This is a genomic window from Paraburkholderia lacunae, assembly GCF_003353175.1.
GTDB lineage: Bacteria > Pseudomonadota > Gammaproteobacteria > Burkholderiales > Burkholderiaceae > Paraburkholderia > Paraburkholderia lacunae.
On record NZ_QHKS01000001.1, the window covers coordinates 164,305 to 180,583 of the forward strand.

15 protein-coding genes are annotated in these 16,279 nt (G+C 61.9%); 4 read left to right on the forward strand and 11 right to left on the reverse strand.

What is annotated here, in order from left to right; genetic code table 11:
- Positions 1–80: 80 nt before the first annotated feature.
- The 5 genes from DLM46_RS00820 to DLM46_RS00840 all read right to left on the reverse strand — a co-directional run bounded on the left by DLM46_RS00820 (position 81) and on the right by DLM46_RS00840 (position 5,601).
- A complete protein-coding gene (locus tag DLM46_RS00820; RefSeq protein WP_115098823.1) occupies positions 81–1,250 on the reverse strand; it encodes an ABC transporter permease subunit in 1,170 nt (389 codons plus the stop codon).
- A 13-nt stretch (positions 1,251–1,263) separates the two neighbouring features.
- Positions 1,264–2,214 carry a branched-chain amino acid ABC transporter permease gene (locus DLM46_RS00825; RefSeq protein ID WP_115098824.1) on the reverse strand — a complete coding sequence of 317 codons (951 nt, stop codon included), beginning with the start codon at positions 2,212–2,214 and terminating at the stop codon, positions 1,264–1,266.
- 229 nt (positions 2,215–2,443) lie between these two features.
- Complete coding sequence (locus DLM46_RS00830; RefSeq protein WP_115098825.1) at positions 2,444–3,643, reverse strand: branched-chain amino acid ABC transporter substrate-binding protein; 1,200 nt, start codon at positions 3,641–3,643, stop codon at positions 2,444–2,446.
- A 540-nt stretch (positions 3,644–4,183) separates the two neighbouring features.
- Positions 4,184–5,143, reverse strand: a complete 960-nt coding sequence (gene ispH / locus DLM46_RS00835; RefSeq protein WP_115098826.1) for a 4-hydroxy-3-methylbut-2-enyl diphosphate reductase — start codon at positions 5,141–5,143, stop codon at positions 4,184–4,186.
- Positions 5,144–5,145: 2 nt separating this feature from the next.
- A complete protein-coding gene (locus DLM46_RS00840) occupies positions 5,146–5,601 on the reverse strand; it encodes an FKBP-type peptidyl-prolyl cis-trans isomerase (RefSeq protein ID WP_115098827.1) in 456 nt (151 codons plus the stop codon).
- Positions 5,602–5,794: 193 nt separating this feature from the next.
- Between DLM46_RS00840 and radC the strand changes: the two genes are divergently transcribed.
- The 4 genes from radC (at position 5,795) to nadB (ending at position 9,279) form a co-directional block, all read left to right on the forward strand.
- Positions 5,795–6,634, forward strand: coding sequence for a RadC family protein (gene radC, locus DLM46_RS00845; protein ID WP_244305777.1), 840 nt, complete (start codon positions 5,795–5,797; stop codon positions 6,632–6,634).
- A gap of 229 nt (positions 6,635–6,863) precedes the next feature.
- Positions 6,864–7,097, forward strand: a complete 234-nt coding sequence (gene rpmB / locus DLM46_RS00850; RefSeq protein WP_027198616.1) for a 50S ribosomal protein L28 — start codon at positions 6,864–6,866, stop codon at positions 7,095–7,097.
- Between the two features lie 10 nt (positions 7,098–7,107).
- On the forward strand, positions 7,108–7,275 hold the full coding sequence (rpmG, locus tag DLM46_RS00855) for a 50S ribosomal protein L33 (protein WP_007180630.1): 168 nt from the start codon (positions 7,108–7,110) through the stop codon (positions 7,273–7,275).
- A 405-nt stretch (positions 7,276–7,680) separates the two neighbouring features.
- Positions 7,681–9,279, forward strand: a complete 1,599-nt coding sequence (gene nadB, locus DLM46_RS00860; RefSeq protein ID WP_115099243.1) for an L-aspartate oxidase — start codon at positions 7,681–7,683, stop codon at positions 9,277–9,279.
- An 81-nt stretch (positions 9,280–9,360) separates the two neighbouring features.
- Here nadB and nadC read toward each other — a convergent pair whose 3' ends face one another.
- From nadC to purN, 6 genes are all read right to left on the reverse strand, one after another.
- Positions 9,361–10,260 (reverse strand): carboxylating nicotinate-nucleotide diphosphorylase, encoded by a 900-nt coding sequence (gene nadC, locus DLM46_RS00865; protein ID WP_115098828.1) that lies wholly within the window; start codon positions 10,258–10,260, stop codon positions 9,361–9,363.
- Positions 10,260–11,399, reverse strand: a complete 1,140-nt coding sequence (gene nadA / locus DLM46_RS00870) for a quinolinate synthase NadA (protein WP_115099244.1) — start codon at positions 11,397–11,399, stop codon at positions 10,260–10,262. Before nadA ends, nadC begins: the two co-directional genes overlap by 1 nt.
- Positions 11,400–11,529: 130 nt before the next feature.
- A complete protein-coding gene (locus tag DLM46_RS00875) occupies positions 11,530–12,726 on the reverse strand; it encodes a DesA family fatty acid desaturase (protein ID WP_115098829.1) in 1,197 nt (398 codons plus the stop codon).
- 203 nt (positions 12,727–12,929) lie between these two features.
- Positions 12,930–14,285 carry a mechanosensitive ion channel family protein gene (locus DLM46_RS00880; RefSeq protein ID WP_115099245.1) on the reverse strand — a complete coding sequence of 452 codons (1,356 nt, stop codon included), beginning with the start codon at positions 14,283–14,285 and terminating at the stop codon, positions 12,930–12,932.
- A 72-nt stretch (positions 14,286–14,357) separates the two neighbouring features.
- The gene (locus DLM46_RS00885) at positions 14,358–15,617 is read right to left on the reverse strand and encodes an RsmB/NOP family class I SAM-dependent RNA methyltransferase (RefSeq protein ID WP_115098830.1); all 1,260 of its coding nucleotides are present in this window, start codon (positions 15,615–15,617) and stop codon (positions 14,358–14,360) included.
- Positions 15,614–16,267: a phosphoribosylglycinamide formyltransferase gene (gene purN / locus DLM46_RS00890; protein WP_115098831.1), complete on the reverse strand. Its 654-nt coding sequence runs from the start codon at positions 16,265–16,267 to the stop codon at positions 15,614–15,616. Before purN ends, DLM46_RS00885 begins: the two co-directional genes overlap by 4 nt.
- Positions 16,268–16,279: the final 12 nt, after the last annotated feature.

Sequence of the window (16,279 nt, forward strand, 5' to 3'; positions counted from 1 at the left end):
TTCACGCTTTAGCGTGTTACTCCGGTCCCATGCAAAGCACTTACTCTGGTCCCATGCATAGCTGTCGACCTGCACAGGCCTCAGGCACGCACCGGCTTCTTGCTGGCGCGTTTCGCCAGTTTCGCAATCTTGTCCTCGTGCTTCGGCGAGGGCCACAGGCCTTCCGAGCGGTACAGCATGATGAGAACCATGGCGAGACCGTACAGCAACTGACGGATCACTTCCGTATCGACGATTTCATGGCCGAAGACCGCGTTTTGCACCGGACCCATCGTCGAGCGCAGGAATTCGGGGAACACGGCAAGCAGCACCGCACCGAGAATCACGCCCGGAATATGGCCCATGCCGCCCAGCACCACGCAGGCCAGCACGACGATCGATTCCCAGAACGTGAACGATTCCGGCGACACAAAGCCCTGGAACGAACCAAACATCGCGCCCGACAGGCCGCCGAACGACGCGCCCATCGCGAACGCGAGCAGCTTCACGTTGCGGGTGTTGATGCCCATCGCCTTCGCTGCGATTTCGTCTTCGCGGATCGCGGCCCATGCGCGACCGATACGCGAATGCTGCAGACGCGTACAGGTCCAGATCACCAGCAGCGAACACAGCACGAACAGGTAGTAGTACATGTACACCGACGGGAACGAGAACCCGAAGAACGTGTGGGTCTGCGCGAGGTTGAAGCCGCCTACCGACACCGGTGCAATGCCGGTGACCCCCTTCGGGCCGTTCGTGATGTTCACCGGACGGTCGAGGTTGTTAATGAAGATCCGGACTATTTCCCCGAAACCCAGCGTCACGATGGCGAGGTAGTCCCCGCGCAGACGCAGCGTCGGTGCACCGAGCAGGATCCCGAACGTCGCAGCCAGTCCCATCGCGATAGGCACGACGAGCCAGATCGGCGTATGCAACCCGGCCGGCGCGAGATGCGCGATCCATTCGAACTGCGTCGACAGGTGCGGCGAGGTCAGCAATGCCGCTGTATAGGCGCCCACCGCATAGAACGCGATGTAGCCCAAATCCAGCAGACCGGCAAAGCCGACCACCACATTGAGGCCCAGCGCGAGCATCACATACAGCATCGCGAAGTCCAGCACGCGCACCCAGTAGTTGCCGCCGGCCGCGCCGATGATCATCGGCGCCGCGATCACGAAGATCGTGGTGATGATGCCGACAGTCAACGTCTTCGTCAGGTTCTTTTCGGGAATGAGCGTCGTGGACGGCTCGATCGGTTGAATTGAGGTCATCTCTCTTTACTCCTTACGCTCGATCCGCAACACGTTCGCCCAACAGGCCCGACGGACGGAACACCAGCACGATGATCAGCACGATGAACGCGAACACGTCCTGGTAGTTACTGCCGAATACCCCGCCCGTGAGGTTGCCGATATAGCCGGCGCCCAGCTGCTCGATGAGACCGAGGATCACCCCGCCCACCATCGCCCCGCCGAGGTTGCCGATCCCGCCGAGCACCGCAGCGGTAAAGGCCTTCATGCCGGGGATGAAGCCCATATAGAAGTGGGCATTGCCGTATTCCGACGCAATCATCACGCCTGCCAGCGCTGCGAGCGCCGAGCCGATCATGAAGGTCGCCGAGATCACGAAGTTCGGATTCACGCCCATCAGGCTCGCGACATTCGGATTCTCAGCGATCGCCCGCATCGCGCGGCCAAGCCTGGTCTTGTGCACGAGCAGCAGCAGACCGCCCATCACGAGGAACGCCACCACGATGATCACGATTTCGGTCATCGAGATCACGGCGCCCGGCGTTGTGTCGGTGGCCTTGATCACGTTGATCGGATCAGTGGGCAACAGCTGCGGGAACGGCAGCGGATTGCGCGACCAGATCATCATCGCGAGGGTTTGCAGCAGGATCGACACCCCGATCGCGGTGATCAGCGGGGCGAGACGCGGTGCTTTACGCAACGGCCGGTAGGCCACGCGCTCGATCGTGTAGCCGACCAGCGAGCAGATAACCGCCGCGATGATCAACGCGATGACGAGCGTCGGCACATTGCCGAGGCCGGGGAAGTGGTTCTGCAGCACGCCTATGGCGGAGAGCGCAACCATCGCGCCCACCATCAACACATCGCCGTGCGCGAAGTTGATGATGCCCAGAATGCCGTAAACCATCGTATAGCCCAGTGCGATGATGGCATAAACGCTGCCAAGCACCAGTCCGTTTAGGATCTGCTGGATGAAGATATCCATTTAATGCTCCTTAGCCCGTGCGGCTGGATTCGCGCTCTTCATCAGCCGGTGGGCGGTGATGCGTTACGCAATCTCAACAGCACTGCGGGTACTGATGTAAAAGACCGGTAAGGGTTATCCGCTGCCCGATTCGTCTTACGACTGGGATGCAGTCGGGGACGAACCGATGGCGGATGCAAAAACGGCACCGTTGGGTGGTTTCGGTGCCGTCAGGCGTAACGTCCCGTCATCACATCTTCACGACGTCGAGAACCGCTTTCTTGCCGTCCTTGAAGTCGTAAAGCGTAATGGCGCCTTCTTTCAAATCACCCTTGTCGTCGAATGCGATGTGGCCGATTACCCCGTTGTAATCGGTGGACGGCATCGCAGCCAGCACCTTGGGCGCCTCGATCGAGTTGGCGCGCTTCATTGCATCGACAATCACGTATACAGCGTCATACGTGAACGGCGCGTAGATCTGCACCGGCGTGTGGAAACGGTCTCCGTATTTCTTTTCGAAGTCCGCTCCCTTGTCCATCTTCGAAAGCGCGGGTCCCGCCTCCGAACAGACCAGGTTCTGCACGGCGGTACCCGCCAGCTCCCCTACCTTGTCGGTGCACACGCCGTCGCCGCCAAGGATTTTTGCCCTGATACCGAGCGCCGCCGCCTGCTTCGTAAACGGCCCGCCCGTCGCGTCCATGCCGCCGAACATGATCACGTCCGGCTGAACACGCTTGATCTTTCCAAGGACGGCTTGAAACTCCGTAGCCCTGTCATTCGTCGCTTCACGCGTGACGATCTTCGCCCCGTTCGCCTGTACCGTCTTCGCGAACTCGTCGGCCAATCCCTTGCCGTACACGGTCGAATCGTCGACGATCGCGATGCGTTTCGCGCCAAGCACCTTCGTTGCGTAGTTGGCCAGCGCCGGGCCCTGCTGGGCGTCGGTCGCGACCACCCGATAAGTTGTCTTGAAGCCTTGCTGCGTATAGCCCGGATTCGTCGACGACGGCGAAATCTGCACGATGCCGGCGTCGCTGTAGATCTTCGAGGCCGGAATCGAGACACCCGAATTCAGGTGCCCGACCACAGCGACGACATGATCGTCGACAAATTTTTCAGCGACCGCCGTTCCCGTTTTCGGATCCGCCGCGTCGTCTTGCGCGTCGAGCTGCAGCTGGATCTTGTGACCGTCGATGGTCAAGCCCTGCGTGTTGATTTCCTCGACCGCCAGACGCGCGCCGTTTTCATTGTCCTTGCCAAGATGCGCGATGCCGCCCGTTAATGGGGCCGCATGACCAATTTTCACGACAGTCACTTCGCTCGCCGACGCTGCTGCCGCCACGGCAGCCGATGCACCCGCGCCCGCTTCGCTTTCCTGCTTCTTGCCGCACGCGGTCAACATCGCAACCGCGGTCGCGATGGACACGGCGTAAGCAAATTTGACTCGCATTAAGTAGGTCTCCTGCGCCTTGCAAAATCCGTTGTTCGGGACCCGGAGGCCTTGAGAACGCGCGCATTGTAACTCCAATTATGCGACGCGCAATATTGTTGAACCGGTGGGGTTTTCCTGCATTGCAACCTTATTTTGAGAACGAAATCGGTCAAAAGGCGCAACCCGGTTGCGACTATTTTCGCGCATCAGTTGCACCACCCTCGCACCCAATCGCATCAAGTGTTGCGGCTATCCAGCGCGATGCCTGATTTCATCGCGGTTCGCGTTAAGTATTACGTTTCCATTGATATCGGCGCATGCGCACTATTTTAGTGCGCCAAAAATCGGCGTGATCGTTTTGACTGCTAAAAATGGGGACGCATCGAAGAAAAATTCAATAAGAACGCAATCGCAATTCAAAATAATTTCTGTGCGGTGGAATCGGAATCGCCACTTTTGCGTGATCTGGCACTTTATTTTTAGCGGAAGCGCCATGTCGCGGACGTAAAAAAAGCGCGCCCCTGGGCGCGCTTTTCTTTCACATGTGTCGGCGGACTGTCAGGCAGGCAAGCCTAGTCCGCGCGGCAGCGGAAACGCGATGTTTTCCTCGATGCCGTCGAGCGCACGCACGTTGCGCACGCCGAGCTCCCGCAACCGGCCGATGACCGCCTGCGCCAGCGCCTCGGGCGCCGAGGCGCCCGCCGTCACGCCGATCCGGCGTTTGCCTTCGACCCAGACCGGATCGATCTGGTCCGGTGAGTCCACCATATAGGAGGGCACGCCGAGCTTTTCGGCCAACTCGCGCAAGCGGTTCGAATTCGAACTATTCGGGCTGCCGACCACGATCACGACGTCGCATTGCGGCGCCATGAACTTCACCGCGTCCTGGCGGTTCTGCGTGGCGTAGCAGATGTCCTGTTTCTTCGGCTCGCGGATCGCCGGGTATTTCGCCTTCAAGGCGCCGATGATCTCGGCCGCATCATCGACCGACAAGGTAGTTTGCGTGACGAACGCAATCCGCTCGGGATCGGCGAGCGTCAACGCCTGCACATCCTCGATGTCTTCCACGAGATGCATGCCCTCGCCGGCCTGGCCCATCGTACCCTCCACTTCGGGGTGCCCCTTGTGGCCGATCATGACGATGTCGAAGCCGTCCTGGCGCATCTTCGCGACTTCGATGTGCACTTTGGTGACGAGCGGACAGGTGGCATCGTACACCCGCAGGCCACGCGATTCCGCCTCGGCGCGCACCGCTTTCGACACGCCGTGAGCGCTGAAAATGACCGTATTGCCGGCCGGCACTTCTTCAAGCTGCTCGATGAAGATTGCGCCCTTTTTGCGCAGATCCTCGACGACGTAAGCGTTGTGGACGATTTCGTGGCGCACGTAGATCGGCGAGCCGTGCAGCTTGATGGCGCGCTCGACGATTTCGATGGCCCGGTCGACGCCGGCACAGAATCCACGCGGCTGCGCCAGCAGGATCTCGGTTTCGGCAAGAGTCGTATCCGTGATGCTCATGTTTACAGAATCCCGATGATTTTCACTTCAAACGCCAGCGCCTGGCCGGCAAGCGGGTGATTGAAATCGAACAGGGCCGACGTTTCGCCGACTTCCTTCAGGACGCCGGCGTAGCGGCCGCCGCCCGGCGCGTTGAATTCGATCAGATCGCCCGGGGAAAAATCCTCCCCGATCATGCTGTTCTCACGCAGCGTAGCCAGCGACACACGCTGGATCAGTTCCGGATTGCGCGGGCCGAACGCCTGACCCGGCGCTAGCTGAAAGGTCGAATGGTGGCCGACCTTCAATCCCAGCAGAATATCTTCCAGCGGCGGCGCGAGTTGGCCGGCCCCAAGCAGAAGCGTAGCCGGCTTGTCGGTAAACGTATTGATGACTTCGGCGCCATCGGCAAGGGAAAGCCGGTAGTGAAGCGTCACATGTGAACCGGGTTTCACTTCGGAAATGTCGATGATGCTCATGCAGTGCTCGCTCAGTCGAAGCGCGCTGCACGCGTGCGCCGCGGGGGCAGTCGACGCGTGTGGCAAACCGTCGGGGTGCCGTGCGCAAAACGCTTATTGTAAGCCACCTAGCGGGCGGCGGCTTGGGTCTGTCGCGGGTCGCCGGAAGTCGTGGGAACCGCCCGCCGCCAATCCGAACAGCGAGGACCAGCATATGGACGATTGCACCTGCACGATATATCAAACGCCTCCCAAACCGGCCATGTCCGGGGCCGGGACGCCGGCTGCCGCGGCACGGCAAGCGGAGTTGCCGGGAACGTTGTCTGAAGCGCGTTGCACAGCGGCCGCCGCGGATGCAGGTACAGCCGCGCCTCGCCCGCCTGCAAGGGGCAAATGGCGCAAAAGCGACATGCCGCGGGAGCGGCTGTTCGACGCAGGGCCCGGCGTGCTGTCCGACACCGAAATGATCGTGCTGGTGCTCGGCTCGGGCCTTCGGGACCACAACGTGTTCGACGTCGCGCGCGCGTTGCTCGACCGCTTCGGCTCGCTGCGCGCGATGCTCGATGCGAGCCACACGGACTTCGACGGCCTGCGCGGCATCGGCCCGGCAAAGAAGGCGCAGCTGCTCGCCATCATGGAGATGGCGCGGCGTTCGCTGATCGACAGAATGCGCAGGCGCTCGCTAATGGACTCGCCCGAGGCCGTGCAGGACTATCTGCGCCTGCTGATCGGCGGCCGTCCGCACGAGGTCTTCGTGTCGCTCTTTCTCGACGCGCGGCACCGGCTGATCCGTTGCGAGGAAAGCGCGCGGGGCACGCTCACGCGCATGGCGGTCTATCCGCGCGAGATCGTGCGGCGAGCGCTGAGCCTGAATGCAGCCAGCCTGATCGTCGCGCATAATCACCCCTCCGGCGCCGTCCAGCCCAGTGCGAGCGACTGCCGGCTGACGCACACGCTGCGCGACGCCCTCGCACTGATCGACGTGCAATTGATCGATCACCTCGTGATCGGCGCCGATCACACGTACTCGTTCGCCCGCGCCGGCTGGCCGTGACAGGGCCTGAGCCAGGACTATGAAAGCACGGCGCCGTATCCGGCATCGCAAATAAGGTTTGATTTTGCGGCTTTTTTTCTGCTAGAATTCCGGTTTGCCTATTTCCAACCCCCTGTTCCGAAGCCATCAAGGCCTTCCGGAAAGGAAAAGCGACTGAATTTCAGCGCGGTTCTTTCCGGGAAACTTTCACGGCGTTCGAACTCAGAATTAGCGTATTAGGAGTGCTCTCATGGCACGCGTATGCCAAGTAACTGGGAAAGCGCCGATGAGCGGCAACAACGTTTCCCACGCGAACAACAAAACCAAGCGCCGGTTCCTGCCGAACCTGCAAAACCGCCGCATTTGGGTGGAAAGCGAAAACCGTTGGGTGCGTCTGCGTATTTCGAACGCCGGCCTGCGCCTGATCGACAAGAACGGTATCGACGCTGTGCTCGCAGATCTGCGCGCACGCGGTGAAGCCTAAGGAGTAAATCATGGCGAAAGGCGCACGCGACAAGATCAAGTTGGAATCGACCGCAGGCACGGGTCACTTCTACACGACCACGAAGAACAAACGCAACATGCCGGAAAAGATGCTGATCAAGAAATTTGATCCGGTCGTCCGTAAGCACGTTGAGTACAAGGAAACCAAGATCAAGTAAATCTTGGCTCCTGCCTGACGAAGGCAAAAGACATGCAAAAAAGCCTCGCACGAATGCGAGGCTTTTTTGTTTTTGGTGACCCGTCCTGAAATAGGTTGACACTTGTTCGAAAGATAGGAGGATTGCCAGATGAAGCAAGGGATCAAGCGAACGCAGCAAGACTAAAGCCTGGCTTTCAAGCTGTCGGCGCACCCAGTGTGCCGTCTTTGCCGTCTTTGCCGTCTTCCCTTTGGCCGTCTCGCCTTTGCCGTCTTTGCCCGCCGCTTAAACAGCGCTTTACCGTTTAAGACAGTCCTAGGCCCATCAGCCAGCTTTCCCTCGCCCGCCGCGGCGCGTATCCTTTCTCGTTTATCGGCGAGCGGATAGCTCGCCGTCATGGCAAAACGAAAGACGGAGATGCAGGCGATGGAATTCGATGTGGCGATTGTCGGTAGCGGTCTGGCAGGTTTGAGCGTCGCGCTCAATCTTGCGCAGACCCGGCGGGTTGCGGTGGTCGCCAAGCGATCGATGACCGAAGGCGCAAGCGACTGGGCTCAAGGCGGCATCGCCGCGGTGCTGGATTCGACGGACAGCATCGAAAATCACGTGCGCGACACGCTGATCGCCGGCGGTGGCCTGTGCGACGAAGCGGCTACCCGCTTCATCGTCGAACACGGGCGCGCGGCAATCGAATGGCTGATCGCGCAAGGCGTGCCGTTCACCAAAGACGACGCCGCCGAACTCGGCTTTCATCTGACACGCGAGGGCGGTCATAGCCATCGGCGGATCATTCATGCAGCGGATGCCACCGGGCATGCCGTTGTCGCCACGCTCAGCGAGCGCGTGCGCAGTCACCCGAACATCACCCTGCTCGAAGACCACTACGCGATCGATCTGATCACGTCGGACCGCCTGGGTCTGCCCGGCCGCCGTTGCCACGGGTTGTACGCGCTCGATCTGCAAAGCGGCCGCACTGTAACGATCGAGGCGCCGCACACCGTGCTCGCCACCGGCGGCGCAGGCAAGGTCTACCTGTACACCACCAATCCCGACACCGCGACCGGCGACGGCATCGCGATGGCCTGGCGCGCGGGTTGCCGCGTGTCGAACATGGAGTTCATCCAGTTCCATCCGACCTGCCTGTTCCACCCGTACGCCAAGTCCTTCCTGATTTCCGAAGCGGTACGCGGCGAAGGGGGCATCCTGAAGCTTCCGGACGGCACGCGCTTCATGCCGAACCACGACGAACGCGCGGAACTCGCGCCGCGCGACATCGTTGCGCGCGCGATCGACTTCGAGATCAAGAAACGCGGCATCGATTGCGTTTATCTCGACATCAGCCATCAGCCGGCCGAATTCCTGCGCGAACACTTTCCGACGATTCTTGCCCGCTGCCTCGAATTCGGCATCGACATCACCAAAGAACCGATCCCGGTCGTCCCCGCCGCGCACTACACATGCGGCGGCGTCGTCACCGATCTGGCGGGACGCACGGATCTCGCGGGACTTTACGCGGTCGGCGAAACGTCTTGCACCGGCCTGCACGGCGCCAACCGGCTCGCCAGCAACTCGTTGCTCGAATGCCTCGTGATCGGACGGTCCGCGGCGCAGGCAATCGAGGAAGAAGGGTTCAGCGCCGCCGTCCATGCACCGCTGCCTGACTGGGACGAAAGCCGCGTATCCGATCCGGACGAAGAAGTGGTGGTTGCGCACAACTGGGACGAGCTGCGCCGGTTGATGTGGAACTACGTCGGGATCGTGCGCACGGACAAGCGGCTCACGCGCGCGAAACATCGGCTTGCGCTGCTGCGCGACGAGATCCACGAGTACTACGCGAACTTCAAGGTGAGCCGCGATCTGCTCGAACTGCGCAACCTGGTCGACGTGGGGTCGCTGATCGTCGACGGCGCGCGCTCGCGGCGCGAAAGCCGCGGCTTGCACTTCAGCCGCGACTGGCCGGCGACCCTGCCCAAAGCGCTGCCGACGGTTCTATCGCCGGAGCACGTACGCAACCGCAACGTGTGATGGGTAGGCGCCGACTAAAAAGGCCATCGCGGATCAACCCATGATGGCCTTTCATTGACTGCAGCAGCGCTTCTACGCTGCTCAGACGATTCGCATCGAGTAATCCGTCGCGCGCACGTCCTTGGTCAACGCACCGATCGACACCCGATCAACGCCCGTTTCCGCGATGGTCCGCACCGTCTCGAAGTTCACGCCGCCGGACACCTCCAGCACCGCCCGCCCCGCCGTCATGCGAACTGCGTCACGCATCGCATCGAACGAGAAGTTGTCCAGCAGAACGGATTGCGCGCGATGCGCCAACGCGGTTTCCAATTGCGCCAGCGTCTCGACTTCGATCTGGATCGACACACCCGCATTCAACGCAATCGCCGCATCCATCGCCGCGCCGACACCGCCGGCCGCTGCGATGTGGTTTTCCTTGATCAGGATGCCGTCGTACAAGGCAAGCCGTTGATTCGCACCGCCGCCCACGCGGACCGCGTATTTCTGCGCAAGCCGCAAGCCCGGCAAGGTCTTGCGCGTGTCGAGGATACGCGTTCGCGTGTGCGCGATTGCGTCGACATAACGGCGCGTTGCGCTTGCCACGCCCGACAGCAGTTGCAGGAAGTTGAGCGCGTTGCGTTCCGCCGTCAGCAACGCACGGACCGGGCCGCGCAGTTCGCAAACCGGCGTGTCCGCCGTCATCCGGTCGCCCTCACGATAACGCCACCGCACGTCAATGCGCGCATCGACCTGGCGCATCACCGCGTTGAACCACGGTACGCCGCAGAGCACCGCATCTTCACGCACGATGATGCGCGCATCGCGCACGTCGTCCGCGGGCACAAGGCGGCCTGTCTGATCGCCGGCGCCGACATCTTCGGCCAGCGCGTCGGCGACGTTGCGCGCCAATGCGGCATCGAACGCCGCGCCGTACTGCGCGTGAATTTCAGCGAACAGCGGCGATACTGCCTCGGCCTGACTGAGCTCAACCGCCCCCATTACGCCGCCCCCACGTTCGAATACAGTTGCGCATCGCGCGCGAGATCGCCGCTCGCCTGTACGCGCTTCTTATGACGCGCGGCGAAGTCGAGCATCCGGTCGATCGGCACACGCGCCCGCTCGCCGACGGCACGATCGACAAAAATCTCGTTGTGACCGCGCTCGAGCACGTCGGCCAGATTCGCGAGGCCGTTCATCGCCATCCACGGGCAATGCGCGCAACTCTTGCACGTCGCGCTGTTGCCCGCGGTCGGCGCTGCAATAAAGGTCTTGCCGGGCGCAGCGAGCTGCATCTTGTGGAGGATGCCGAGATCGGTCGCCACGATGAAATGGGTTGCGTCGAGATTCTGCGCCGCATCGATCAGCTGGGTTGTCGAGCCGACCACGTCTGCCTGCGCGACCACATTGGCCGGCGACTCCGGATGCACCAGCACTTTGGCGCCGGGATACTCGGCACGCAGCAGATCGAGTTCGATGCCCTTGAACTCGTCATGGACAAGACACGAGCCCTGCCACAGCAACATATCCGCGCCCGTCTTGTTCTGGATGTAACTGCCGAGATGCCGATCCGGCGCCCAGATGATCTTTTCGCCGCGCGCATGCAGATCGGCGACGATTTCGAGACCGATCGATGACGTCACCATCCAGTCCGCGCGCGCCTTCACCGCCGCGCTCGTATTCGCGTACACGACGACCGTGCGATCCGGGTGAGCATCACAGAAAGCCGAGAATTCATCGACCGGGCAGCCGAGGTCGAGCGAACAGGTCGCATCGAGATCGGGCATCAGGATGCGCTTGTCCGGACTCAGGATTTTCGCGGTCTCGCCCATGAAGCGCACACCGGCGACCACCAGCGTTTGCGCCTCGTGATCGCGGCCGAGGCGCGCCATCTCCAGCGAATCGGCGACGCAACCACCGGTTTCATCTGCGAGTTCCTGCAATTCCGCGTCGACATAATAGTGCGCGACGAGCACAGCTTTCTCACGCGCAAGCAACGCGCGAATACGCGCCTTCAGCGCCACCTTTTCTTCCACCGACGGCGTGACGGGCACCTTCGCCCACGCCTGCCCGATCCCGCAGGTGCCGCCCTGCGCCTGTGGCCGGTCGTATTCGACGGCCCTGATCGCCTGCTGATCCATGATCTCCTCTGCCTTCGCTCTGCTGCCGGGCTCCGTCAATCGCTGTCCATTGCAATTTCCGTGGCCCAAAAAGCAAAACCCCGCCAACGCGGGGTTTTGTGACGTAACGAAATTTTAATAGATTTCGTGGTCAAGCATAGCGGCGCAGACGCATCGCGAATTCTTGCAGGGCTTTAATGCCGCTCTCCTCAGCGCGATGACACCAGTCTTGCAACTGGATCAGCAATTGATCGCGCGATGCATTCGAGCGTTCCCACATTGCCGCCAGCTCGTTGCGCAACTCGATGTACGTCTTGAGCTTCTGGCTGTTCGCGAAGATTTGCGGCAACTGGCGCTTCTGCGGTTCGTCCAGGCCTGCCTCTTCCTTGTGGAACCAGCTACGCGCGCCGCGCATCACCTGATACTTCTCGCGTGCGCCAACTTCCTTCAGATGCGCCAGTTCCTGGCGGTACGCGCGCTTGAGCGCCTTGCCGTAACGGGCCATCACTTCGTAGCGGTTCGCCAGCACGGCCTGCAGCGTGTCCTGATCGAGCACCAGCTTGCCGGTGGTCAGACGCGGCGTGGGCGCGATCTTCTTCACCTTCGCAAGACGGAACGCCGACATGATGCGGATGTACATCCAGCCGATATCGAACTCGTACCACTTGTTCGACAGCTTGGCCGACGTCGCATACGTATGGTGATTGTTATGCAGCTCTTCGCCGCCGATGATGATGCCCCACGGGAAGATGTTGGTGCTTGCATCCGACGAGTTGAAGTTGCGGTAGCCCCAGAAATGCGCGAGGCCGTTGACCACGCCGGCTGCCCAGAACGGAATCCAGATCATCTGCACGGCCCAGATCGTCAGGCCGACGACGCCGAACAACGCGACATTCAGCACCATCATCAGGCTCACGCCGAGGATCGGATACTTCGTGTAGACGTTGCGTTCCATCCAGTCGTTCGGCGTGCCGTGACTGAACTTGCGCATGGTTTCTTCGTTCTTCGCTTCGGCGCGGTACAGTTCCGCGCCTTCGAGCAGCACCTTCCAGATACCGCGCGTTTGCGGGCTGTGTGGATCTTCTTCGGTTTCGCACTTCGCGTGGTGCTTACGGTGAATCGCGGCCCATTGGCCGGTCAGCATGCCGGTGGTCATCCACAGCCAGAAGCGGAAAAAATGACTGACGACCGGATGCAGCTCCAGCGCCCGGTGCGCCTGGCAGCGGTGCAGATAGACCGTCACGCCAATGATCGTGATGTGCGTCGCGATCAGTGTGTACAGCACAAGTTGCCACCACGAGAAGTGCAACAGACCGTGGGCAAGAAAATCGAGCAAGGAATTCAACAAGGCAATTTACCTGTGGAACAAGAGACACGAGACACACGCAACATGCGCATGTCAAGAAAGTGAAAGCATACAGCGGGATTGGACGATATTCTACTTGAAGCGTTCCAAGTGTTTGTAACAAATAGGGATTTTTTGTGCGGTATCAACCGGAGGGAACCCGCCGACGATCTTTTTGAGACATGCCGGCGGGTTTGACGTGCCGGTCAGAGAGCGTTGTCGGCCTGATTCGCTGCCGGCGTGGTCATTGTTACCGGTCGCGGCATTGCGTCGCTCGCGTTGCCGACGATCCGAACTTCGCGTTGTGCGAACGGAATCGAGATGCCGTGCTCGGAGAACAAACGCCAGATATTGCGATTGACGGCCGAGCGCACGCTCGCTGTGCCGGTTGCCGCATCCTCGATCCAGAAACCGAGTTCGAGATTGATACCGTCGGCGCCGAAGCTGGCGAGATACGGCGTGGGCGCCGGTTCCCGCAACACCCGTGCGACGCCCTCGACAGCTTGCGTGAGCAATCCCATCGCCTGCTCGACATTGGACGTGTACGCGATTTGCACCGCCACCTTCGCCAAGCCGCGGGTCAGATACGACGACTGGTTCTGCACCACATCCGTAATCAGTTTTTCGTTCGGAATCAGCGTTTCGATGCCGTCGAGACCGCGCACCACCGTGTAACGGGTGCGAATCTGCGTGACCATGCCCTGCAAGCCGCTCACGTTGATCGTGTCGCCGATTCGCAGCGAGCGGTCGATCAGGATGATGAAACCCGACACATAGTTGCTGGCGATCTTCTGCAACCCGAACCCGAGCCCCACGCCCAGCGCGCCGCCGAACACGCCCAGCACCGTAATATCGATGCCGACCAGCGACAGGCTGATCAACACCGCCGCCAGCACGAACGCCGCGCGGCCGACCCGCGCCACCACGACTTTCAGATTGGCGTCGAGCGTCGTTGAGCGGATCAGCCGGTCTTCGAACGTTGAGCCAAGCCACATCGCGACGACCATCGTCACGCACACCCACAACAGCCCGGTGATCAGCGAGAGCAGCGTCATGTGCGCGTTGGCGACCCGGAACTGCACGCTGGCCATCCATCGGATCACATCGTCCTGAATGCCCATCACGGTGAGCGCCATGCCGGCCCAGACGACCAGCGAGACGATCTTTTCGACCAGAAACAGCCACGGATGGACCTCGCCATCGTGGCTGAACACCCGTCGCGCGAAGAAAAACACGATGTAAATCAAGCCGATGCCGAACAGCGGCACCAGCGCCAGATCGAGCAGCGACGTATGCATGAACTGGCCGGTGATCGCTCTGGCCACCCAGACGAGCGCCGCGCCAATCAGCGGAAAAAACGCGCGGTTCAGGCTTTCCGCGCCGAAGCGCAGCGTCTGGTAGCGCGTCTGGCGCCGCAGATCGAGCGAGCGCCGCAGCACTCGCGCGAGCAGCCAGGCGATCGCCAGCGTCCCGAACAGTACGCCGACCTGCCACAGCATCACCGGCTGGCCGAAGTCGCGCGCAAGGTCGCCGAACATATGAGAAAAAATGCGGTTTTGCATGATATTGCCGAGGTCCGCGGCGCGCGGCGCTCGAAGAAAGAACGCAGGCGCCGGCAAAGAAGCCTGTTGTGCCTAGTTCTGACGTTCCAGCACGGCGGCGAAGAAGCCGTCGGTGGCGTGGCGGTGCGGCCACAGCGAAAGGTAATCGCCCATTTCCAGATCGATGCGCTGTTCCGCGAGCACGTCGCGCGCGGGTACCAGCGCGAAATCAGGGTGATCGGCGAGGAACTGCTGCACGATCGCTTCGTTTTCCGCTTCGAGGATCGAGCAGGTCGCATAGACGAGCCGGCCGCCCTTCTTCACCAGACGCGCGGCGCTGGCCAGAATCGACGCCTGCTTCGGCGCCAGTTCCGCCACCGATTCCGGCGACTGACGCCACTTCAGATCCGGATTGCGGCGCAGCGTGCCCAGCCCGCTGCACGGCGCATCGACCAGCACACGGTCGATCTTGCCGGCCAGACGCTTGATCTTGGCGTCGTGTTCGCTGTCGATCAGCACCGGATTCACGTTCGAGAGCCCGCTGCGCGCAAGGCGCGGCTTGAGCTTGGCGAGGCGCCGCTCGGAGATGTCGAATGCATAGAGACGCCCGGTGGAGCGCATTGCCGCGCCCAGCGCCAGTGTCTTGCCGCCCCCGCCGGCGCAGAAGTCGACGATCATCTCGCCGCGCTTGGGTGCGACCAGCGAGCACAGCAGCTGGCTGCCTTCGTCCTGGACTTCGACCCAGCCGTGCTGGAACGCGTCGAGTTTGGTGAGCGGCGGCTTGCCGACCACGCGCACGCCGAACGGCGCGAACGGCGTCGCGCCGCCCTCGATACCGGCCTTCGACAGCGCGGTGAGCACGTCGTCGCGGCTCGCCTTGATCGGATTCGCGCGCAGGTCCAGCGGCGCCGGGTAGTTCAGCGCGGCGGCCAGTTGCGCCAGTTCTTCGGCTTCAAATCGCTTGTTCAGCGCCTGGCAGATCCAGTCGGGCAGATTCAGGCGAATCCGCAGCGGCAGGCTCGCCGGATCGATCGTCGCAACGTGTTCGAGCCACTTCGATTCGGCTTCGGACACGAACGGCTTGAGCGCCGTGCGGCCGACTGTCTGCATCAGACCGAGCAAGGCCATGCGGCGCGCAGGGCTGCCCGCGCCGCTTTCGGCCAGATGGGCAAATTCCATACGCCGGCGTAGCACCGCGAAGACCGCCTCGGCGATCACGCCGCGCTCGCCGTGCCCGAGCTTCGGGTGCGCGCGGAAGAAGCGGCTGGTGGTGGCGTCGGCCGGGCCGTTCAGTCTCAGGACTTCAGCCAGCAAAGTCTCGGTTTGTCCAATCAGAAAACCATGCAATCTCATGCGCCCTCTCCGGCGGTGTGACCGGCAAAGAGCCATTGCGGCTCCGGCGGCGTAAGCGTGACACGCAAGCCGTCGAGAGCAAGACGCCCTTCGACGAACCAGCGCACCGCGCGTGGATAAATGATGTGTTCGGTTGCCAGCACGCGCCCGGCGAGCATGGCGGGGGTGTCGCCTGCGAGCACCGGCACCGCCGCCTGCACGACGATCGGCCCGTGATCGAGCTGCGACGTGACAAAATGCACTGACGCGCCGTGCAGCCGCACGCCCGCATCGAGCGCCTGCTGATGGGTTTTAAGGCCCGGGAAGCTTGGCAGCAGCGACGGATGCACGTTCAGCATGCGCCCGGCGTAATGGTCGACGAAACCAGGCGTGAGCACCCGCATGAAGCCGGCGAGCACGACCAGGTCGGGCGTAAAGCCATCGATCTCGCGCGCCAGCGCGGCGTCGAAGCTCTCGCGGTCGGGAAACTGGCGGTGGTCGACCACCGCCGTGGCAATGCCGTGCAACGCCGCGAACGCAAGGCCCGCCGCGTCAGGACGGTTCGCAATCACGGCGGCGACCTGCGCCGGCCAGCCTTCGCGCGAACAGGCGCTCACGATGGCTTCCATGTTGCTGCCCCGCCCGGAAATCAGGATGACGAGTTTTTTCATCCGCGGATTTTA

Bases quoted from the DNA above. Each gene is read 5' to 3' on its own strand.
- DLM46_RS00820 (WP_115098823.1), bottom strand. From the start codon at position 1,250: ATGACCTCAATTCAACCGATCGAGCCGTCCACGACGCTCATTCCCGAA.
- DLM46_RS00825 (WP_115098824.1), bottom strand. From the start codon at position 2,214: ATGGATATCTTCATCCAGCAGATCCTAAACGGACTGGTGCTTGGCAGC.
- DLM46_RS00830 (WP_115098825.1), bottom strand. From the start codon at position 3,643: ATGCGAGTCAAATTTGCTTACGCCGTGTCCATCGCGACCGCGGTTGCG.
- ispH (WP_115098826.1), bottom strand. From the start codon at position 5,143: ATGAGCATCACGGATACGACTCTTGCCGAAACCGAGATCCTGCTGGCG.
- DLM46_RS00840 (WP_115098827.1), bottom strand. From the start codon at position 5,601: ATGAGCATCATCGACATTTCCGAAGTGAAACCCGGTTCACATGTGACG.
- radC (WP_244305777.1), top strand. From the start codon at position 5,795: ATGGACGATTGCACCTGCACGATATATCAAACGCCTCCCAAACCGGCC.
- rpmB (WP_027198616.1), top strand. From the start codon at position 6,864: ATGGCACGCGTATGCCAAGTAACTGGGAAAGCGCCGATGAGCGGCAAC.
- rpmG (WP_007180630.1), top strand. From the start codon at position 7,108: ATGGCGAAAGGCGCACGCGACAAGATCAAGTTGGAATCGACCGCAGGC.
- nadB (WP_115099243.1), top strand. From the start codon at position 7,681: ATGGAATTCGATGTGGCGATTGTCGGTAGCGGTCTGGCAGGTTTGAGC.
- nadC (WP_115098828.1), bottom strand. From the start codon at position 10,260: ATGGGGGCGGTTGAGCTCAGTCAGGCCGAGGCAGTATCGCCGCTGTTC.
- nadA (WP_115099244.1), bottom strand. From the start codon at position 11,399: ATGGATCAGCAGGCGATCAGGGCCGTCGAATACGACCGGCCACAGGCG.
- DLM46_RS00880 (WP_115099245.1), bottom strand. From the start codon at position 14,285: ATGCAAAACCGCATTTTTTCTCATATGTTCGGCGACCTTGCGCGCGAC.
- DLM46_RS00885 (WP_115098830.1), bottom strand. From the start codon at position 15,617: ATGAGATTGCATGGTTTTCTGATTGGACAAACCGAGACTTTGCTGGCT.
- purN (WP_115098831.1), bottom strand. From the start codon at position 16,267: ATGAAAAAACTCGTCATCCTGATTTCCGGGCGGGGCAGCAACATGGAA.